The sequence below is a fragment of the Pleomorphomonas carboxyditropha genome (assembly GCF_002770725.1).
In the GTDB taxonomy this organism is placed as follows: Bacteria; Pseudomonadota; Alphaproteobacteria; order Rhizobiales; family Pleomorphomonadaceae; genus Pleomorphomonas; species Pleomorphomonas carboxyditropha.
In genome coordinates, this window is sequence record NZ_NQVN01000013.1 from 15,555 (window position 1) to 35,402 (window position 19,848).

Consider the following 19,848-nt stretch of genomic DNA (forward strand, 5'->3'; position numbering starts at 1 on the left):
GCAATAATATGACACAGATTTTATAGATCCGGACCCACCCGCCCTTTTCCGGGACGCAACGCGCAACCCCCGTCACTACATATAAAAGCTTTTATTTTCAATGTTATACGCTACGAACGGCACGTCTCTTTCTGCCGCTTTCGCCTGCCTTCTACCGTCTGTTTTCAAAGACGGAACGAGGGCGCATGACAGGTGGTCATTCCCTGGAAACGGCAGACGATGCCAGCGCGTGACATCGGAAACCCGCGTGATGATCTATTCGCCGCCGGGAAGGAGAAGACTCACGCCGCGACGAGGCCGGTCCGCCGCAGCAGCGCCAGGAAGGCGAGCGGCAGCAGCGTGGTGACGACGATGGTGACGAAGGCCATCGCCATGCCGAGGCCGACCGAGCCCTGCTCGAACTGCCGCCAGATGAACAGCGCGATGGTCTGCATGCCGACCGGCGCCACGACGACGGAGGCGACGAGTTCGCGCGAGGCCAGGGCGAAGACGAGCAGCATCGCCGAGGCGAGGCTCGGGAAGATCAGCGGCAGCAGGATGCGGCGGAAGGCGGTGGGCGCGCTGGCGCCGCAGACCCGGGCGGCCGCCTCGAGGTTGTCGCCGATCTGCAGGAAGGCGGCGGTGGCGTAGCGGGCCGTCTGCGGCAGCAGGATGCAGCAATAGGCGAACAGCAGGATGAGCGGCGTGTTGTAGGGGGTGAAGGGCAGCGCCGGCATGTTCCAGGCGAGGATCAGGCCGACGGCCACCACGATGCCGGGCAGCGCGTTGGGCAGCACGGTCAACACGTCGATGGCGGTGCGGCCGCGGATGCGCGTCTTGACCACCGCATAGGCGGCGACGGCGCCGATGACGCCGGTGACGGCGGCGGTGAGAACGCCGAGCAAGAGGCTGTTGCCGAGGGCGGCGAGCGCGCCGGAGGCGCCGCCGAAGACGGCGGCGAAATTGCCGCCGCCGAGGTTGTCGAGCCTGAGGCCGCCGGAGATCGTCCGCGTCAGCGCCGTGGCCAGCACCGCCAGCATCGGCACGCCGGTCGCGAGGAAGGAGACCGCGGCGAAGGCGGCCAGCACCGGCGCGGCGAGCCGGCCGAGCGGCTGCTTTTCGGCCGCTTGCGGCTTGCCGCCCACCGTCTGGTAGGAGCGGCGGTTGAGGATCCAGCGCTGGACCAGGAAGGCGGCGAGCGACAGCAGCACCAGCACCAGCGACAGGGCGGCGGCGCCGGGCAGGTCGATCGGCCAGTCGGAGACGCGCGAATCGATGCCGGTCACCAGTACCTCGAAGCCGGCGCGGCGCCCGAGGGCGGCCGGCGTGCCGTATTCCTCGATGGCGGCGGCGAACACCAGCAGCAGGCTGGCGGCGAGCCCCGGCGCCGACAGCGGCAGCGTGATGTGGAAGAAGGCCCGCAGCGGCGAGGCGCCGAACACCCGTCCGACGCCGGCATAGCGCGAGCCGACCGCCTCGACGGTGCGCGAGACGGCGAAATAAACCACCGGAAAGGTGTTGAAGGTCATCACCAGCGTCATGCCGGTCAACGAGAACAATATCGGCGCCAGGTTGAAGCCAGCGATCTGTTCGAGATAGCCGCGCGGCTGCAGCGTCATGATCCAGCCGAGCGTGGCGATATAGGGCGGGATCATGAAGGGGACGAGCAGCAGCACGTCCCAGAGCGGCGCGAGCGGCACCCGGTAGAGCGCCCGGACCATGCCGAGCGGCACCGCGAGGCAGGCCGAGGCGGCGACGACCGCGAGGCCGAGCAGCACGGTGTTTCCGGCCATGCCGACGAGGCGGATGTCGGACAGCGTCGCCAACAGGAGCGAGAAGGGCTCCGCGAAGGAGCCCCGCCCGAGGTTGGGGAAAATCGCCTGCAGCACGACCGCGGCGAAGGGAACGACGACGATGACGGCGAGCCCGATGCCGGCCAGCCAGGCGGCCGGCGCCGCGCCGCCGATCTCCTTGGCGCGCATCGGCCGCGCCTCAGTTGGCGGCGAAGATCTTGGCGATCTCGTCGAGGATTTCCTTGCGCTTGCCGTAGATGGCGGCGGTGTCGTAGTCCATCAGTTCGAGGTCGGAGATCAGCGGCCGGGCGGCGGGAACGTCGGTGCGGGCCGGCATCAGGAAGGTGTCGGCAACCAGCTTCTGTCCGGCGTCGGACAGCATGTAGTCGACGAACTTCTTGGCCTCGTCCTGGTTCTTCGACCAGTTGAGGATCATGGCCGGACGCGGCGCGACGACGGTGCCCGAGGCCGGGAAGATCATGTCGATGCTCTCGCCCTTGGCCTTGGAGCCGAAGGTGATGTAGTCGACGGCGCCGAACACGGCAGCCTTGGCGCCCTGCAGCACCGGGTTCAGCGCTTCGGCGTTGGCGCCGGCGATCGCCGCGTCGTTGGCCTTGAGGTCCTTGAACAGCTTGTAGTCGTCGGCGGCACCGAGGGCGGCGTCGAGCTCGAAGGCCGAGCCGGACTGCGCCGGATCCGGCAGGTTGACGAGGCCCTTGTACTCGGGCTTGGCGAGATCGGCCCACTCGGCCGGCTTCGGCGTGCCGGAGTTGGTGTTCCAGGCGATGCCGAGCGCCGAGACGCCCTGCGCCACGGTCGTGTCGTTCTTCAGGAAGGCGGGCACCTTCTCGGCGTTGGGGCTGCTGTAGGGCACGAGCCAGCCGCGCTTGGCAAAGTCGGTGGCGGTGTCCCAGGAGGCCGAGATCAGCACGTCGACCACCGGATTGGCGGCCTCCGCCTCGATGCGGGCCATGATCTTGCCGGTGGTCGCCTGGAAGACGTTGACCTTGATGCCGCTCTCGGCGGTGAAGCCCTCGGCCAGCTTGTCGATCAGGCTCTGGGGGCCGGCGGTGTAGACGGTGATGTCGGCATGGGCGACGCCGGCGCCAAGGATGGTGGCAAGAGCGCCGAAGGCGACGCTTTTCAATGATTTAAGCATGTCTGGTCCTCTCCTCTATGAAACGCGCCCGGCCGGCGGAAAGACGTGGATACGGTCCGGGTCGATGGAAAGACGGATGCTGTCGCCCGGCTTCAGCCGGACCTGGCTCAGCACCTGAAGCTCGACGCCGGCGAGCCCTTCGGGGGCCACCGCCGCCAGATGTCCGTCGCCGCGGAACTGCGTGCGCAGCACCGTGGCGGCAATGCCCGTCCCGGCGAGCGAAACCGCTGCCGTCGGGATCAGCACGCGGGCCGGGCCGCTACCGGCCGGCCGGCGCAACGGCAGCTCGACCGGGCTGCCAGCAAAGCGCCACCGGTCATCCCAAGGCTCGACCTCGGCGGTGCCTCCGAGACGCAGGAAGTCGGCGACTTCCGGCGCGGCGGGCGTCGCGACCAGCCTGTCGGGCGAGGCCAGCTGGACGATGCGGCCGCCGCGCATCACCGCCACCTCGTCGGCGAGCGTCAGCGCCTCGGCGTGATCGTGGGTGACGTAGACGGCGGTGAGCGCCAGCGCGGCGATGAGCGCAGCGAGCTCGCCCACCATGGTCTCGCGCAGCTCGCGGTCGAGGTTGCTGAGCGGCTCGTCGAACAGGATGAGCTGCGGTTCGGCGACGATGGCGCGGGCGATGGCGACCCGCTGCTGCTGGCCGCCCGACAATTCGCCCGGCCGCCGGTCGGCAAAGCCGGCGAGGCCGACGCGGTCGAGCGCCTGGAGCGTGCGCTGCCGCCGCCCGGCGCGAGGGACACCGCGCATCTGGAGCGGGAAGGCGACGTTGCCGGCCACCGTCATGTGCGGCCACAGCGCGTAATCCTGGAAGACCATGCCGAGGTTGCGCTTTTCCGGCGGCACAAAGGCGCCGGAGGCGGCGTCGGCCACCGTGCGGCCGGCGATCGCCACCCTGCCCCGCGTCGGCCCGAGCAGGCCGGCGATGAGACGCAGCAGCGTCGTCTTGCCGCAACCCGACGGCCCCAGCAGCGCCAGCGTCCGGCCGCGGGCAAGCGTCAGGTCGATGCCGTCGAGCACGACGGTCTCGCCGAAATGGAGCTTGAGCGCGGACGTCGAGACGGCCTCGGCTGCGGATGGGTCGTGGAGCATCGAAACGATTTTCGACAGAGCGAGATCCGAGCCTGACTATTGCCTGCCCATGACAGGGATGTGACGGCACCGGCACGCCGCTGCGGGAAGCCTGCGCAGCTATCGAATGCGGACCACGCACGGGTCGGAGAAAACGGTACACCCTCAAAACCGGGGATTAAACAACCATGTCCGGGCAGACGACGGCCGCTACGACGGCGCTTTCGTTGACCATCTGCCGCCAGAAAGTGTTGGAGCCCGGCTGCCCTCGATTCCGGCCATTGACAAGTTTGGCCTCTCGTCGCGATCGCAGGAAAAAGTCAGCGCGGCCGCTGTCCAATATTGACTTCCCCTAAATTGCGGAACGCCACTGAAAGCATCAGCTTGATCCTATTGAGCTGATTGACGGCGGACGAACCAGCATCATAGTCGATTGCGGCAATGTTGGTGTTCGGATACCGCGCCTTCAGCGCTTTCATGACGCCCTTGCCAACGACATGGTTGGGCAGGCAGGCGAATGGTTGCATGCAAATGATGTTTGGCACGCCATGCCCGATCAACTCGACCATTTCGGCCGGGAGGAGCCAGCCTTCGCCGGCCTGGTTGCCGCGCGCCAGGAGCGGCTCCGCGCCAAGTGCCAACTGGTCGACCGAGCTTGGCGCATCAAAACGCCGGCTCCGCAACAATGCCTTGCGCATGTCTTTGCGGTAGAATTCCAGCAGTCTGATCATGGCGTTGCCTGCCACGGCGGCCAGTCTGCCCTTGGAGAGGCAGGCATGGTTGTAGCTATAGTCATAGGCACAGTATTGGAGGAAATCCATCAAGCCCAACATCACGGCTTCGCCGCCTTCCTGCTCGATCAGCTTGATGATGTCGTTGTTGGCGCCAGGATGGAACTTGACCAGAATCTCCCCAACCAACCCAATCCGGGGTTTGTGCACGCCGGTCAGTTCGAGAGTGTCGAAATCATCAACGATGGCATGGACGTTCTTCCTGAAGCCTGCGAAATCACCTTGGCAAACCGCGCTTTTGCAGCGTCCGACCCAGCTTTGGTACAGGGCTTCCGCTGCGCCCGGCGCTTTTTCGTAGGGGCGGGTCCGCAGCAGCGTCTGCAACAACAAGTCGCCATAGACGACGCCCATGAGGAGACGGCTGAGCATCGGCAGGGTCAGGTGAAAGCCGCTGGCCTTTTCCATGCCGAGCGCGTTCAGCGAGATCACCGGCACATTCGGAAAGCCGCTGTCATGCAACGCCTTGCGCAGGTAGCTGATGTAGTTGGTCGCCCGACAGCACCCTCCGGTCTGGGAAATCATCACCGCGGTTCTGTCCGGGTCGTATTCGCCGGAGCGCAGCGCCGCGATGATCTGGCCGACGACGATGATCGCCGGATAGCAGGCATCGTTGTTGACGTAGCGCAGGCCCTCGTCGACCGTACCAGCGGTGACATCGCCCAGGATTTTCAGATTGTACCCGATCGCCTGAAGGGCCGGTTCGAAGAACTGGAAATGCACCGGCGACATCTGCGGCGCGATGATGGTGTAGTCCTTGCGCATTTCCCTGGTGAAGGCGACGCGCCCATACGCGCGAGGGTGCGCGCCGGGATGCGGGGAAGGAGGATCGTGACGGCCCCGTTCCGCCAGGGAGGCCCGCAGCGAGCGGATGCGGATGCGCGCCGCGCCGAGATTGTTGCCCTCGTCGATCTTGATGCCGGTGTAGATCCTGCCGTGCGCCTCCAGGATTTCCTGGACCTGGTCCGTGGTGATCGAGTCCAGGCCGCAGCCGAATGAATTCATATGGACGACGTCGAGGTTCCCGTTGGCGGCGGCATAGGCGGCGGCGCGATAGAGCCGGCTGTGGTAGGTCCATTGGTCGACGACGCGCAGGGGCGGCTCGATCTTGCCCAGGTGGGCAACGGAATCCTCGGTCAGGACCGCCATGCCGAGCGAGGTGACGATCTGCGGAATGCCGTGATGGATTTCCGGATCGACATGGTAGGGCCGCCCGGCGAGGACGATGCCGTGCCCGCCGTTGAGGCGCAGCGCCTCGAGCGTCTCCTGGCCCTTCTGCCGGATGTCCCGCTTGAACCGCTCCTGCTCTGCCCAGCCGGCATCCAGGGCCCGGCGGACGTCTTCCGGCGCGACGCCCAGCGGTGCAAATTCCTCGGTCAGGCGCCGGCCGAGCCTGTCACGGTTCTCCAGCGACAGGAACGGCTGGACCAGCGTTACGTCCCGCTCGGCAAGCAGATCGATGTTGTTGCGGATCAACTCGGGATAGGACGTGACGATCGGGCAATTGAAGTGATTGTGGCTGTCGGCGAATTCTCGGCGCTCGTAAGGCACGCACGGATAGAAAATGGTCGTCAGGCCCTGCCGGACCAGGTCGATGACGTGACCGTTGGCGAGCTTGGCCGGATAGCAGATCGAATCCGACGGCAGGGTGTCCAGGCCCTGTTCCAGCAGCGCTTTCGATGATGGCGACGACAGGATGACGCGGAAGCCCAGTCCGGTCAGGAACGTGAACCAGAGCGGGTAGTTCTCGAAGAGATTGAGCGCCCGCGGCACGCCGATGGCGCCGCGGGGCGCCTGCGCTTCACCGAGCGGCGCATAGTCGAAGACGCGCTGGTACTTGTAGGCATAGAGATCGATGACGTCGTTGCCGGCCCGTTTGCCGCCCAGCCCGCGCTCGCAGCGATTGCCGGTGACGAAACGGCGCCCATCGGAGAAGCGGTTTATGGTCATCGGGCAGGTGTTGGGACAGGCCCGGCAGCGCGTCATCGAGTGCCGGACCGAGAACTGCTCGACGGCCTTCGCATCCAGCATCGCGCTTTTCCGGCCGCCTTGCCAACGCTCCTTGGCGATGAGCGCCGAGCCGAAGGCGCCCATCAGTCCGGCAATGTCCGGACGGACCGCCTCCCGCCCGGCGACCAGTTCGAAGGCGCGCAGCACCGCGTCGTTGCAGAACGTCCCTCCCTGGACAATGATCTTCCGGCCCAGATCTTCCGGTTTCCTGACCTTGATGACCTTGATCAGCGCGTTCTTGATGACCGCGTAGGACAGGCCGGCGGCGATGTCGCCGATCGAGGCGCCTTCCTTTTGTGCCTGCTTGACGCTGGAATTCATGAAGACCGTGCAGCGCGACCCGAGGTCGGGCGGGGCCCTCGCCTCCAAGGCCGCCCTGGCGAAATCCGTGACCGACATCTTCAGCGACCGGGCAAAGGTTTCGATGAACGAGCCGCAGCCCGAAGAGCAGGCTTCGTTGAGCAGGATGCTGTCGATGACGCCGTTCCTGATGCGCAGGCACTTCATGTCCTGGCCGCCGATGTCGAGAATGAAGTCGACGCCGGGGAGGAAGTGGTTGGCCGCCTTGTAATGGGCGATGGTTTCGACTTCCGAGAAGTCCATCCTGTAGGCTTCGCGGATCAAGGCCTCGCCGTAACCCGTCACCGACGAGGCGGCGATTTCCGCGCCTTCCGGCAATACGGCATAAATTTCACCGAGGATATGACCGACGATCTTCAGCGGATCGCCTTCGTTGCCGCGGTAATAGCTGTAGAGCAACTGGCCGTCTTCGCCGATCAGCACGGCCTTGGTCGTGGTCGAGCCGCCGTCGATGCCGAGGAACGCCGCACCGCGATATCCTGTCAGGTCGGCGCGTGCGACACAGGCGCGCCGATGACGTTCTTCAAAGGTTTGCCGCTCTTCCTCACTGGAGAACAGAGCGGGCAGAGCGGAGCGTTGCTGCCGCGGACCCATCCCCGTCAGCTTGCCGAAAGCGCGCAGGAGCGCATCCAGCGTCACTTGCCGCTTACGATCGCCATGCAGCGCCGCCCCCATCGCGACGAACAGCTCGCTGTCCGGGGGAGAGACGATATCCTCCGGCGTCAGATGAAGCGTCTCGACGAAGCGCTGCTTCAGCTCGGGGAGGAATGTCAGCGGACCGCCGAGAAAGGCCACCTTGCCGCGGATCTTGCGGCCGCAGGCCAGACCGCTGATCGACTGGTGCGCAACGGCCTGCAGCACCGACAGGGCGATATCCTGCCGGGAAGCCCCCTCGTTGAGCAGCGACTGCACGTCCGTCTTGGCAAAGACGCCGCAACGGGCGGCGATCGGGTAGAGGCTCACGGCATTTCCGGCCAAGTCGTTGAGGCCGCGGGCATCGGTCTGCAGCAGACTGGCCATTTGGTCGATGAAGGCGCCGGTGCCGCCGGCGCAAGAACCGTTCATTCGCTGTTCGATGCCGTCGGTAAAAAAGGTGATCTTAGCGTCCTCACCGCCGAGTTCGATCGACACGTCGGTCTCCGGCGCGAAGGTCTCAACCGCCTTGGCGCAGGCGATGACTTCCTGCACGAAGGGGAAGCCGATGGTTTCCGCGACTCCCATGCCACCGGAGCCGGTAATCATCAGCGCCAATGGCAGATTGCCGGGAACCGTATTGCTGCCCTGCAAACAAGAAAGACAGTACACAATAGATTGAGCGATATCCGAATAATGTCTTGTATATGTTTTATACAGAATGTTTTCATTATTGCCGATCACAACAAGCTTGGTGGTTGTGGAACCGATGTCTACTCCAACTCTAAGGCAATCTGGATAGCAGCCGGTGGACCTTACATCGAGGGGCAGAGGAGCTATATTGTACATATATCCAGCCCTCCCCAAATTCAGGCGCCAGTCACCCGCTATCCATGGAAAACCATCCAGTTACATCCCGCTTGTCCCGGGTTCTCTTGCCTGCTCAACCCAGAGCAGGAGACGTTTTCACGAGGGCTTTACAACCATAAGCGCGGAGAAACGTTGTCACGGCAGAGGAGACCCATTGGTCGATCTGCTCCGGCGATGGACGGGCCTCGGGATGCATCAGGTAGTGCATTTGCGGCTCGCTACGGACCAGTCCTGCAAAAACCTGCGCTGCCGCTTCGATACCGATCGTGGTCAGCTCCACATCTCCCGTCGCGGCGGCTCTGGCGAGATGTTCCGACGCTCGATCTATAACGACACGTGGCCCACCCCGATAAAAAGCATGCGCCAATTGAGGAAATCGCGGCGCCTCTGCCACCACGATCCGGAAAAGCGCCAGCCCATCGGAAGATATGACGGTCTTGAGATAGGCGCGGCCGAACTCCGTGAGCGTCTGGCGGAAATTGCCCGGAACAAACGCGATGTCATCGAGTCCGTTCGCAAACCATTCGCATCTCGACTCAATCACCGCGACAAAGAGCGCCTCTTTGTTTGGGTAATGCGCATAGACCGTAGCCTTGGAGACGCCGGCCTCTCGCTGGATCATGTCGGTCGTTGCGGCACTGAAGCCGTAAGTCAGAAATATCTTGTTTGCGGCTTGCAGCACCGCATCCGCCTTGCTGGACAGCGGATGCGCCTCGAGGCTGCGTGATGCTGGATCCGGCGAGGATTGGGTCATAAGAAAACCGATCGGTTCACCTCGCCTCATGCCGGCGAGATTGTGAATGATACTAGCACAATTTGCTGCTTTTGAAAGAAATTTTTGAGCCCTATCTATTAGCTCGATATTCCGATCACCGACGAACTGTACCGATCGGTTCAGTCTAGTTGCCGTGTCAAGAAAGCGCACTCTTGCAAGCCGATGCATGTTCACGCGGATATGACCTGATCAATGAGCCAGCTAGGCCGCGCACAGACAGGAAGCACACGACTTTGCCCCGGCGTCAGAGTGGCAAACGAATGTGTCGGCGCGGCGTGCCAACACCTCCTGGAGGCGCTGGGCGTGCGGCTTCTGTGCCAGCGCGAGCCAGTAGGTTCTTACACTTACCAACTCGCCGCTCGACGGCAACGGCCGGATAATGCCCGGTTGGCTACAAACGAGGGGGGACAGCCGCGGACACGAAATGGTGCGGCTTGCCGCCAAATCCGGCCGATTTCCCGATCGGCGGGATTCGCAGCACAGCCTGACGGTTGCGCCAAGGTAATTAGAATAGTTTTTTTGTAGATTATATGGACAACCGACACCCCCGGATTATCCTTCCGGTTGACGGGCCGTGGCGTGACACGGCGGCAAACGGGAGTACGGGGCATGGCGGATATTTCGACCAATCTGGCGGCGGCGCGACCTTCGCGGCGCGACCTCCTGAAGCGGACGGCGGTCGGCGCCGGCGTCGTCGCCCTCGGCGCGGCGGCCGGCGGCCGGCTGTTCACGCCGGCCATCGCGGCGCCGCCGACCAAGATCCGCCTCGCCTGGACGGAAGTGGCGGCCTGCCACTCGCCGCTCGGCTTCGGCGTCGCCAAGGGCATCTACGCCAAGCACAACGTCGACGTCGAGCTGTTCTACCAGGGGCAGAGCGGCCAGACGCTGATCCAGGCGCTGGCCACCGGCAAGGCCGACGCCGGCGCCGGCCTGGTCGGCGACTGGCTGAAGCCGCTGGAGCAGGGCTTCGACGTCAAGCTGTTCGTCGGCTCGCACGGCGGCTGCCTGCGCCTGCTCGCGCCGGAGGCGTCCGGCATCAAAACGCTGGCCGACGTCAAGGGCAAGACCATCTCGGTCGCCGGCCTCGGCACCTCGCCGCACCTGCAGTTCCAGGTGGCGCTCGCCAAGGCGGGCGTCGACGTGCAGAACGACATCACCTGGAAGGTGGTGCCCTTCGAGCTGGTGGGCGACGCCGTGGTGAAGGGCGAGGCCGACGCCGTCGCCCACCTCGACCCCTGGGCCTACTCGATCCAGAAACAGCACGGCTTCAACCTGATCGCCGACAGCCAGACCGGCTATTTCGACGGCCGCGTCTGCTGCGTGCTCGGCGCCAACGGCCCGTTCCTCAACGACAACAAGGACGCCATCCGCCGGCTGGCCGAGGGCAACATCGAGCTGCACGAATACACCGCCGCCCATCCCGACGAAGTGGCGGCCTGGTATCTCGAAAACCTCAAGCCGGCCGGGCTCGACCTTCAGAGCCTCACCGAGATCATCGGCCATCTCGTCACCCACAACCATCCGGTCGGCGCCGATCTCGTCGAGCAGGTGCGGCGCGGCGCCGACGACCTGAAGTTCGTCAACGTGCTCGATCCGACCACCGATCCCAGGGAACTGGCCGAACGGGTGACGGTCAACATCCTCGCCTGACGACGGACGGCGGCCCGAGAGCCGCCTTCCTCTTTTTTTGCCGGGAGTATTGTCGTGAGCGATCTGGCTCAAACCGCTGGTGACGGCGTCGTCTCGACGTCGGTGCCGTCCTTTTCCATCTGGCACCAGGGCCTGGTGGCGGCCGTCTTCTGGCTGCTGACGGCCGCCGTCACCTGGGGCCTGCCGGACGTGCTTCCCTGGGGCAGCGCCGGGCTGTTCGCGGCGATCACGGCGACGGGCGGCGTGCTGCTGCTGGCGCTGGCGCTGACCCTTCACCGCCTCGGCGCCTTCGGCCGCCGCATCGCCTTCTGGGGGCCGTGGCTGATCGCCGTCGGCGTGTGGTTCCTGGTCTGGGAATACACCACCGCCAAGACCGGCTGGCTGCCGAAGCCGTTCTTCTCGCCGCCGCACGGCCTGCTGCAGGTCTACGTCACCGACTGGTCGCGCCTCCTGCTCTGCATCGGCTATTCGCTGCGCCTCTGGGGCCTCGGCTTCTTCTCGGGCATCACCGTCGGCTTTACGATCGGCGTGGCGCTCGGCTGGTCGGCCCGCTTCAACTACTGGGGCATGCCGATCCTGAAGCTGATCGGTCCGGTGCCCGCCACCGCCTGGATCCCGGCCACCTTCTACTTCTTCCCCACCACCTTCCACGCCTCGGTCTTTCTGGTGGCGCTGTCCTGCGGCATCCCGGTGGCCATTCTCACCGCCGCCGGCGTGTCGCAGGTCAACCGCGCCTACTACGACGTGGCGCGGACGCTCGGCGCCAACGACCGTTTCCTGGTGCTGAAGGTCGCCGTACCGGCCGCCCTCAACCACGTGTTCGTCGGCCTGTTCATGGGCCTCTACTATTCGTTCGCCGTGCTGGTGGTGGCCGAGATGCTGGGCGCCAAATACGGCCTCGGCTGGTACATCGCCTTCCAGAGCGCCTATTCGGCCTACGCCAACGTCTACGCCACCATCGTCATCATGGCGATCCTGTGCTCCGGCCTCGTCAAGCTGCTGTTCGTGGCGCGCGACCGGCTGCTCGTCTGGCAGGAAAGGGGGCTGATCTGATGTCGGCGCTCGCCCAAACCGACGGCCCGGCCCGCGCCCTGTCGCTGGACATCCGCTCCGTCTCCCACCACTACGACATCGCCGGCACGCGGTTCGACGTGCTCGACGACATCAGCCTGTCGCTCACGCCGGGCGAGTTCGTCGCCCTGCTCGGTCCGTCGGGCTGCGGCAAGTCGACGCTCTTGCGTCTCGCCGCCGGCCTCGAGCATCCCCGGCAGGGGACGCTCCTCGAAGACGGCAACCAGATCGAGGCGCCCGATCCGTCGCGCCTCCTGGTCTTCCAGGACCCGACGCTGTTTCCCTGGCGCACCGTCCGCAGGAACGTCGCCACCGGCCTCGAGGCGCGCGGCCTGCTGCCGCAGAGGGCGCACCGCATCGACGAGGCGCTGTCGCTGGTCCGCCTCGAGGATTTCGCCGACGCCTATCCGCGCCAGTTGTCGGGCGGCATGGCGCAGCGCGTGGCGCTGGCCCGGGCGCTCGTCAACGACCCCGGCCTGCTGCTGCTCGACGAGCCGTTCGGCAAGCTCGATTCCCTCACCCGCCTGTCCTTGCAGACAGAGTTCCTGAGGCTGTGGCAGACGGCGGGCTTCACGGCGCTGCTCGTCACCCACGACGTCGAGGAGGCGCTGCTGCTCGCCGGCCGCATCGTCGTGCTGTCCGACCGGCCGGCCCGCGTCCTCGCCGAATTCAGGATCACCGCCGACTATCCGCGCCACCGCGACGATCCCGACTTCGTGCGGCTGCGCCGCGACATCCTGCATGAACTGGGGGTGCAAAGTGTCTAGCCGCCTTCCCATCACGCTGATCGGCGCCGGCGCCGCCGCCGGCCTCGTCACCGGCCTCTGGTGGTGGGTCGTCTACGGCCGGCAGGTCGATAGCGGCAGCCTGCCGCTCGCCAACGCCCTCTCCTGCCTCACCCGCAAGACCGACATCTGCTCGCTGGCCGAGGCGCTCTGCGCCCAAAGCCATGTTCTCGGCATCACCCATTATGCGCCGGCCGCCTTTTGGCTGTCCGCCGCCCTGCTCGCCGCCGGCCTCGTCCTGCTCGGCCGGCGGTCCCTTCCTCCGGAGAGCTTGCCATGAACGCGCCGACCCCGATCAAACCGCCGCTGGCAATCGATACGCTGGTGCTGCACGGCGGCAGCTTCCGCGTCGATCCGGCCACCTCGGCCGTCGCCGTGCCGATCTACCAGACGACGTCCTTCGCCTTCGAGAGCACCGAGAAGGCCAAGCGCATCTCCGCCTTCGAGGAGATCGCCTACACCTATTCGCGCGTCGGCAACCCGACGGTCGACGCCTTCGAGCAGCGCCTTGCCGAGCTCGACGGCGGCGTCGCGGCGCTCGGCGTCGCCTCGGGACAGGCGGCCACCGCCGTCGCCGTGCTGTCGCTGGTGCAGGCCGGCGACAACATCGTCGCCTCGCGCGGCCTTTATGGCGGCACCGTCAATTTCTTCCGCGAGCGGCTGAAGCAGTTCGGCATCGAGGCGCGCTTCGTCGACGGCGACGCCCCCGAGGATTTCCGCCGGGCGACCGACGACCGCACCCGCCTCTATTTCGGCGAGACGCTGCCCAATCCGAGGCTCACGGTGTTCCCGATCCGCGAGGTGGCCGACATCGGCCGGCCGCTCGGCATACCGTTGATCATCGACAACACCGCCGCGCCGCTGGCCGCCCGGCCGCTCGACCACGGCGCCGCCATCGTCGTCTACTCGGCGACCAAGTATATCGGCGGCCACGGCACCACGATCGGCGGCGCCATCGTCGACGGCGGCTTCCCCTGGGCCGATTTCCCGGAGCGGCAGCCGCTGATCAACAGCCCCGACCCGGCCTACGACAATCGCTCCTACATCGATCTCGCCGCCGCCCTCGGCGGGCCGATCGCCTTCATCGTCCGCGCCCGCGCCGCCATCGTCCGCGACCTCGGGCCGTCGCTGTCGCCGCAGAATGCCTTCCAGCTCATCCAGGGCCTGGAAACGCTGCCGCTGCGCCTCGAACGGCATTTCAGCAATGCCGCCAAGGTGGCCGAGTTCCTCGCCCGGCATCCGAAGGTCGAGCGCACCGTCTATCCGGGCCTTCAGGCCGGCGAGCAGCGTCGGCGCGCCGACGCCTATCTCAAGGGCGGCTACGGCGCCTTGATCGGCTTCGAGCCGAAGGGCGGCGAAGAGGCGGCGCTCGCCTTCATCGACCGGCTGAAGCTGATCTACCACCTCGCCAACATCGGCGACGCCCGCACGCTGGCCATCCACCCCTATTCGACGACGCACGGCCAGTTGTCGCCGGAGGAGAAGCTGGCCGCCGGGGTGACGCCGGCCTTCGTCCGGCTCTCCATCGGCATCGAGAACCCCGCCGACATCATCGCCGACATCGACCAGGCGCTGTCGGGGCTGTAGGAGCCGGCCTCAGCGACTGTTGCGCCGCCGCGCCAGGCGATGGTTGACGGCGAAGGCGGCGCGGTCGCCGGCGAGCTGGATCACCTGCACCAGCACCACCAGGATGGCGACGACCACCAGCATCACCTCCGGCATGAAGCGCTGGTAGCCGTAGCGGATGCCGAGGTCGCCGAGGCCGCCGCCGCCCACCGTGCCGGCCATGGTCGAGTAGCCGACCAGGCTGACCAGCGTCACCGTCACGCCGGCGACGATGCCCGGCAGCGCTTCGGGGATGATCACCTTGACGATGATCTGGAACGGCGTGGCGCCGATCGCCTCGGCCGCCTCGATCAGTCCCCGGTCGACCTCGCGCATCGCCGTCTCGGCGAGGCGGGCGAACAGCGGCGTGATAGCCACGGTCAGCGGCACGATGGCCGCCGAGGTGCCGACCGAGGTGCCGACCAGCAGCCGGGTCAGCGGAATGATCGCCACCATCATGATGATGAAGGGCGTCGAGCGGATCAGGTTGACGAAGGTGCCGACCACCCGGTTGAGCAGCGGCCGGGCGAAGATGTGGCCGGGCGTCGTCACCACCAGCAGCACGCCGAGCGGCAGCCCCAGCACCAGGGCCAGCACCGCCGACACCGACACCATCACCGCCGTCTGGGTCAGCGAATCGAGAAGAAGGCTGGCCAGCGCCGGACTAAGGAAGCCGAGAAACATGGCCGATGACCTCCGCGTGAAGACCGAGCGCGGCGAGATGGCCGACGATGGCCGAAAGGTGCGCCTCGCCGTTGCCGAGCGCCAGCGTCAGCACGCCGAGCGGCCGGTCGCCGACATAATCGATGCGGCCGAACAGGATGTTCGGCTCCACCGGGAAGCGGTGGATGAGATCGGCGATCACCGGCTGGTGGGCGTAGTCGCCGGAGAAGACGATGCGCAGCACCGGATCGGTGTCCGGCCCGGGCGCGGCGCGCAGCCGGCGCTCGACCGGCGGCGGCAGCTCGTGGGCGACGAGGCCCGAGAGGAACGAGCGCGCCACCGCCGACTTCGGGAAGGCCAGGACGTCGAAGGTGACGCCCTCCTCGATCAGCCGGCCGCGTTCGAGCACCGCCACGTGGCTGGCGATGTCGCGCACCACCTGCATCTCGTGGGTGATCAGCACGATGGTGAGGCCGAGCCGGCGGTTGATGTCCCTCAGCAGCGACAGGATCTGCTCGGTGGTCTCGGGATCGAGCGCCGAGGTCGCCTCGTCGCAGAGCAGCACCGACGGGTTGGTGGCCAGCGCCCGGGCGATGCCGACGCGCTGCTTCTGGCCGCCGGACAGCTCGGACGGATAGCTCGCCGCCTTGTCGGCGAGGCCGACCAGGTCGAGGAGCGGCGGGATGCGCCCGGCGATCTCGGCGCGCGACAGGCCGGCCACCTCGAGCGGCAGCGCTACGTTGCCGGCCACCGTGCGCGACGACAGCAGGTTGAAATGCTGGAAGATCATGCCGATGTCGCGCCGCGCCGACCGGAGCTCGGCGCCGGCGAGCGCGGTGATGTCGCGGTCCGCCACCAGCACCCGGCCGGTGGTCGGCCGCTCCAGGCGGTTGATGCAGCGCACCAGCGTCGACTTGCCGGCGCCGGAGCGGCCGATGATGCCGTAGATGTCGCCCTGCCCGACGGTCAGCGAGATGTCGTCGAGAACCGGCCCGACGGCCGGGTCGAAGGTCTTGCCGAGCCGTTCGAGGCGGATCGCCGGGGCTTTCGCCGCGGCCTCGGGCGGTGCGAAATCGGCCGACTGGGGCAAGGCGTTCATCCGACCCTCACCAACTGACGATGATGTTGCCCTGGAACTCCTTGTCGATGAAGGCCTTCACCTCGGGCGAGCGATAGGCCTCGACCAGCGTCTTCACCCAGGGCTTGTCGGCGTTCTCCGGCTTGACGGCGATCAGGCAGAAATACTCCGACTGCTGGCTCTCGATCAGCAGCGCGTCGCGGCTGGGCAACAGGCCGGCGCTGATGGCGAAATGCGAGGTGATCACCGAGAAGTCGACGTCCTCCAGCGAGCGCGGCAGTTGCGCCGTCTCCAGCGACAGGATCCTGACGTGCCTGGGGTTGTCGACGATGTCGAGCTCGGTCGCCTTGGAGGTGACGCCCGGCGTCAGCTTGATGATGCCGCCCTGGTCGAGCAGCTTCAGGGCGCGGCCGCCGTTGGAGGGGTCGTTGGGGATAGTGATCTCGGCGCCGTCCGGCAGGTCGGCGATCGACTTGACCTTACGCGAATAGGCGGCCATCGGCAGCAGCACCGTCTTGGCCACCGAGACGAGATGAAGGCCGCGGTCGGCATTCTGCTGCTCGAGATAGGGCGTGTGCTGGAAGGCGTTGGCGTCGAGGTCGCCGTCCTCGGTGGCCGGATCGATCAGCGCGCCGTCGGAAAACTCGACGATCTCGACGTCGAGCCCCCTGGCGGCGGCCACCGGCTTCAGCGCCTCGGCGATCTCAGCGTGCGGGCCGGCGGTGACGCCGAGCTTGATGGTTTCGGCGGCGGCGCCGCCGGCAAGGGCCAGCAGCAGGCCGAAGGCGGAAGCGGCAAGTAAATTCCTGACGGGCATCGTTGTCTCCGGAAGGTCAAGCGAAGGGCAGCGGCAGGCCGGCGGCCGCCGCGATGTCGTCCGGCAGCACCTTGCCGGGGTTGAGGATGTTGTCGGGATCGAGCGCCTTCTTCAAAAGCGCCATCACCGCCACGGCGTCGCGGCCGTGCTCGGCCTCGAGATAGGCGCGCTTGCCGAGGCCGACGCCGTGCTCGCCGGTCGACGTGCCGCCGGCGGCGATCGCCCGCCCGACGATGCGGGCGTTGAGGCGGGCGACCTCGGCCACCTCGGCCGGGTCGTCGGCTTTCAATTTGAAGACGCAATGGAAATTGCCGTCGCCGACGTGGCCGACGATATAGGCCGGCACATGGGAGGCGGCGACGTCGGCCTCGGTCTCGACGATCACCTCGGCGAGGCGCGACACCGGCACGCAGACGTCGGACGGCCAGGAGCGGGAGCCCGGCCGCTCGCTGCCGGCCCAGCCGAGGCCGAGCCGCCGCGTTTCCCAGAGCGCCCGCGCCTCGTCGGCCGTCCTCATCCAGGCGATGGCGTCGCCGCCGTGCTCGGCGACGATCTCCGCCACCGTGCCGGCGACGGCGTCGATCTGCGGCCGGCTGCCGTGGAATTCGAAATAGAGCGTCGGCTTTTCCGGCAGGCGAACGGTAGAATGGCGGCCGATGACGCCGATCAGGCGGGCGTCGAGAAGCTCGACGCGGCCGATCTCCAGCCCCATCCGCCTGATGTCGACCACCGCCCGGACGGCGCCTTCCAGGGTGGCGAAGCCGGCGACGGCCGACACCGAATCCGGCAGCGGATGCAGGCGCAGCGTCACTTCGGTGACGATGCCGAGCGTGCCCTCGGAGCCGACGACGAGGCGCGTCAGGTCGTAGCCGGCCGACGACTTGCGGGCCAGCGAGCCGGTGCGGACGACGCGGCCGTCGGCCAGCACTACCGTCAGGCCGAGCACGTTCTCGCGCATGACGCCGAAGCGGACGGCGTTGGTGCCGGAGGCGCCGGTGCCGACCATGCCGCCGATCGACGCGTCGGCGCCGGGATCGACCGGAAAGAACAGGCCGGTGTCGCGCAGGAAGGCGTTGAGCGTCTGCCGGCGGACGCCCGCCTCGACGCGGGCGATCATGTCGGCCTCGCGGATCTCCAGGATGCGGTTGAGGCGGATGGTGTCGAGGCTGATGCCGCCATGCACCGGGATCGCCGCGCCTTCGAGGCCCGAGCCGGCGCCGAACGGCACCAGCGGCACCCTGTGGCGGCCGGCGATGCGGACGATCTCCGCCACCTCCTCGGTGGTCTCGGGCTCGACGACCACGTCGGGCAGGCCGACGGCATGATGGCTCTCGTCGGCGCCGTGATGGCGGCGCACCGCCTCGGCATCGCGCGCCCGGGCGCCGAACCGCGCCTTGAGCTCGGCGACGGCGGCCGCGACATCCGGCTTCAGGCGAAAGGGGCTGTTCATTCGGCGGCCGCCCGGAAACCGGCGCCGGCACGCCAGGCGGCGAGGCGGCGCACCGCCTCTTCGAGCGTCTCGCGGCGCTTGGCGAAGCAGAAGCGGACATGGCTGCGGACGTCGCGATTGCCGTAGAAGGAGGAGATCGGCACGGCGGCGACGCCGGCCTCGCGGGTGATGCGCTGGCAGAAGGCGAAGTCGTCGCCGTTGGGATCGAGGTCGCCGAGTTCGACGAGCGCGAAATAGGTGGCCTCGACGCCGGCCACCTTGAAGCCGGCCGCCCGGAGGCCGCCGACCAGAAGGTCGCGCCGCTCGGCCAGCGTAGCACGCAGGCCGTCGAAATAGCGGTCCGGCTGGTTGAGCCCGAAGGCGACCGCCGCCTGCAAGGCCGGCGGCGTGGTGAAGGTGATGAACTGGTGCGCCCGGGCGATCGGCGCCAGCAGCCGCCGGTCGGCGGTGACGTAGCCGACCTTCCAGCCGGTGACCGAGAAGGTCTTGCCGGCCGAGCCGATGCGCACCACCCGGTTCCGCACCTCCGGCAGGGCGAACAGCGTCCGGTGGCGGCGGCCGTCGAAGACCAGATGCTCGTAGACTTCGTCGGAGATGGCGACGAGGTCGTGCTTCAGGAGGAGGTCGGCGAGGAAGCGCAGTTCCTCGTCGCCGACGATGCGGCCGGTCGGGTTCCACGGCGTGTTGAGGACGATCGCCCGGGTGCGCCGGGTGACCGCCTTCTCTATCCGGTCGGCCGGCAGCTCCCAGCGGGGCGGATCGAGGCGCACCGGCACCGGCACGCCGCCGGCGCGGCGGATGATGGTGGCGTAGCTGTCGTAGACCGGCTCGAACAGGATCACCTCGTCGCCGGGCTCGATGAGGCCGAAGAAGGCGTCGCTCAGCGCTTCCGTCGCCCCGGAGGTGACGAGCACCTCCTGCTCCCAGTCGACCTCGATGTCGAGGAAGCGGCGGGTGTTGGCGGCCACCGCCTGGCGCAGCGCCGGCAGGCCGAGCATCGGCGGATATTGGTGCGGCCCGGCGCGCAACGCCTCGATGGCCGCCTCGACGACCTCTTGGGGTTCCAGCCCCTCGGGAAAGCCCTGTCCGAGATTGATGGCGTCGGTCTCGACCGCGAGACGCGACATGGCCTCGAAGATGGAAGTCCCGATGGCGCCGAAAACCGAGCTGACCATGGCGTCGTTCCCTTATCGCGCGGCGCGTGTCGCCGGCTATTGGGACGCGATGATAAGAATACCGCTATAATAGACTAAGTATATTATTCGAAATGTCGGCGAGCGCCGGAAAC

General features: G+C 67.0%; 15 protein-coding genes. 5 read left to right on the forward strand and 10 right to left on the reverse strand.

The genetic code is table 11. The annotated features are described in order from the left end of the window. Window positions 1-281 precede the first annotated feature (281 nt). The 5 genes from CJ014_RS17460 to CJ014_RS17480 form a co-directional block, all read right to left on the reverse strand. Window positions 282-1,961: an ABC transporter permease gene (locus CJ014_RS17460; protein WP_100081776.1), complete on the reverse strand. Its 1,680-nt coding sequence runs from the start codon at window positions 1,959-1,961 to the stop codon at window positions 282-284. A 10-nt stretch (window positions 1,962-1,971) separates the two neighbouring features. Beyond that, on the reverse strand, window positions 1,972-2,931 hold the full coding sequence (locus CJ014_RS17465) for an ABC transporter substrate-binding protein (RefSeq protein ID WP_100081777.1): 960 nt from the start codon (window positions 2,929-2,931) through the stop codon (window positions 1,972-1,974). A gap of 15 nt (window positions 2,932-2,946) precedes the next feature. Next, the gene (locus CJ014_RS17470; protein WP_100081778.1) at window positions 2,947-4,026 is read right to left on the reverse strand and encodes an ABC transporter ATP-binding protein; all 1,080 of its coding nucleotides are present in this window, start codon (window positions 4,024-4,026) and stop codon (window positions 2,947-2,949) included. 299 nt (window positions 4,027-4,325) lie between these two features. Continuing rightward, window positions 4,326-8,645, reverse strand: coding sequence for a 2-hydroxyacyl-CoA dehydratase (locus CJ014_RS17475; protein ID WP_100081779.1), 4,320 nt, complete (start codon window positions 8,643-8,645; stop codon window positions 4,326-4,328). A 94-nt stretch (window positions 8,646-8,739) separates the two neighbouring features. Then, on the reverse strand, window positions 8,740-9,591 hold the full coding sequence (locus CJ014_RS17480; RefSeq protein WP_245427423.1) for a TetR/AcrR family transcriptional regulator: 852 nt from the start codon (window positions 9,589-9,591) through the stop codon (window positions 8,740-8,742). A 459-nt stretch (window positions 9,592-10,050) separates the two neighbouring features. Between CJ014_RS17480 and CJ014_RS17485 the strand changes: the two genes are divergently transcribed. Genes CJ014_RS17485 through CJ014_RS17505 form a run of 5 tightly spaced genes read left to right on the forward strand, consistent with a single transcriptional unit; the run spans window position 10,051 to window position 14,534 of the window. Beyond that, entirely contained in the window at window positions 10,051-11,091 is a 1,041-nt protein-coding gene (locus CJ014_RS17485) for an ABC transporter substrate-binding protein (RefSeq protein WP_100081781.1), read from the forward strand. Window positions 11,092-11,145: 54 nt separating this feature from the next. Next, a complete protein-coding gene (locus tag CJ014_RS17490) occupies window positions 11,146-12,144 on the forward strand; it encodes an ABC transporter permease (RefSeq protein ID WP_100081782.1) in 999 nt (332 codons plus the stop codon). Beyond that, window positions 12,144-12,929, forward strand: coding sequence for an ABC transporter ATP-binding protein (locus tag CJ014_RS17495; RefSeq protein ID WP_100081783.1), 786 nt, complete (start codon window positions 12,144-12,146; stop codon window positions 12,927-12,929). Before CJ014_RS17490 ends, CJ014_RS17495 begins: the two co-directional genes overlap by 1 nt. Further along, a complete protein-coding gene (locus tag CJ014_RS17500; protein ID WP_100081784.1) occupies window positions 12,922-13,227 on the forward strand; it encodes a hypothetical protein in 306 nt (101 codons plus the stop codon). Before CJ014_RS17495 ends, CJ014_RS17500 begins: the two co-directional genes overlap by 8 nt. After that, complete coding sequence (locus CJ014_RS17505; protein ID WP_100081785.1) at window positions 13,224-14,534, forward strand: O-acetylhomoserine aminocarboxypropyltransferase/cysteine synthase family protein; 1,311 nt, start codon at window positions 13,224-13,226, stop codon at window positions 14,532-14,534. Before CJ014_RS17500 ends, CJ014_RS17505 begins: the two co-directional genes overlap by 4 nt. Before the next feature lie 9 nt (window positions 14,535-14,543). On the opposite strand, the gene CJ014_RS17510 is transcribed toward CJ014_RS17505, so the two are convergent. From CJ014_RS17510 to CJ014_RS17530, 5 genes are read right to left on the reverse strand one after another with little or no spacing between them, the layout of a single operon-like run. Further along, a complete protein-coding gene (locus tag CJ014_RS17510) occupies window positions 14,544-15,236 on the reverse strand; it encodes a methionine ABC transporter permease (protein WP_100081786.1) in 693 nt (230 codons plus the stop codon). Continuing rightward, window positions 15,217-16,314 carry a methionine ABC transporter ATP-binding protein gene (locus CJ014_RS17515; protein WP_100081787.1) on the reverse strand — a complete coding sequence of 366 codons (1,098 nt, stop codon included), beginning with the start codon at window positions 16,312-16,314 and terminating at the stop codon, window positions 15,217-15,219. Before CJ014_RS17515 ends, CJ014_RS17510 begins: the two co-directional genes overlap by 20 nt. 7 nt (window positions 16,315-16,321) lie before the next feature. Beyond that, window positions 16,322-17,110 carry a MetQ/NlpA family ABC transporter substrate-binding protein gene (locus tag CJ014_RS17520; protein ID WP_100081788.1) on the reverse strand — a complete coding sequence of 263 codons (789 nt, stop codon included), beginning with the start codon at window positions 17,108-17,110 and terminating at the stop codon, window positions 16,322-16,324. Between the two features lie 16 nt (window positions 17,111-17,126). Further along, window positions 17,127-18,560: an FAD-binding oxidoreductase gene (locus CJ014_RS17525; protein ID WP_100081789.1), complete on the reverse strand. Its 1,434-nt coding sequence runs from the start codon at window positions 18,558-18,560 to the stop codon at window positions 17,127-17,129. Next, window positions 18,557-19,735 (reverse strand): aminotransferase, encoded by a 1,179-nt coding sequence (locus CJ014_RS17530; RefSeq protein WP_100081790.1) that lies wholly within the window; start codon window positions 19,733-19,735, stop codon window positions 18,557-18,559. Before CJ014_RS17530 ends, CJ014_RS17525 begins: the two co-directional genes overlap by 4 nt. Window positions 19,736-19,848 lie beyond the last annotated feature (113 nt).

What these genes read in the sequence shown, in the direction of transcription:
- CJ014_RS17510 (WP_100081786.1), bottom strand. Translation starts at nt 15,236, where the DNA reads ATGTTTCTCGGCTTCCTTAGTCCGGCGCTGGCCAGCCTTCTTCTCGAT.
- CJ014_RS17465 (WP_100081777.1), bottom strand. Translation starts at nt 2,931, where the DNA reads ATGCTTAAATCATTGAAAAGCGTCGCCTTCGGCGCTCTTGCCACCATC.
- CJ014_RS17460 (WP_100081776.1), bottom strand. Translation starts at nt 1,961, where the DNA reads ATGCGCGCCAAGGAGATCGGCGGCGCGGCGCCGGCCGCCTGGCTGGCC.
- CJ014_RS17530 (WP_100081790.1), bottom strand. Translation starts at nt 19,735, where the DNA reads ATGGTCAGCTCGGTTTTCGGCGCCATCGGGACTTCCATCTTCGAGGCC.
- CJ014_RS17485 (WP_100081781.1), top strand. Translation starts at nt 10,051, where the DNA reads ATGGCGGATATTTCGACCAATCTGGCGGCGGCGCGACCTTCGCGGCGC.
- CJ014_RS17520 (WP_100081788.1), bottom strand. Translation starts at nt 17,110, where the DNA reads ATGCCCGTCAGGAATTTACTTGCCGCTTCCGCCTTCGGCCTGCTGCTG.
- CJ014_RS17495 (WP_100081783.1), top strand. Translation starts at nt 12,144, where the DNA reads ATGTCGGCGCTCGCCCAAACCGACGGCCCGGCCCGCGCCCTGTCGCTG.
- CJ014_RS17470 (WP_100081778.1), bottom strand. Translation starts at nt 4,026, where the DNA reads ATGCTCCACGACCCATCCGCAGCCGAGGCCGTCTCGACGTCCGCGCTC.
- CJ014_RS17515 (WP_100081787.1), bottom strand. Translation starts at nt 16,314, where the DNA reads ATGAACGCCTTGCCCCAGTCGGCCGATTTCGCACCGCCCGAGGCCGCG.
- CJ014_RS17525 (WP_100081789.1), bottom strand. Translation starts at nt 18,560, where the DNA reads ATGAACAGCCCCTTTCGCCTGAAGCCGGATGTCGCGGCCGCCGTCGCC.
- CJ014_RS17505 (WP_100081785.1), top strand. Translation starts at nt 13,224, where the DNA reads ATGAACGCGCCGACCCCGATCAAACCGCCGCTGGCAATCGATACGCTG.
- CJ014_RS17475 (WP_100081779.1), bottom strand. Translation starts at nt 8,645, where the DNA reads ATGTACAATATAGCTCCTCTGCCCCTCGATGTAAGGTCCACCGGCTGC.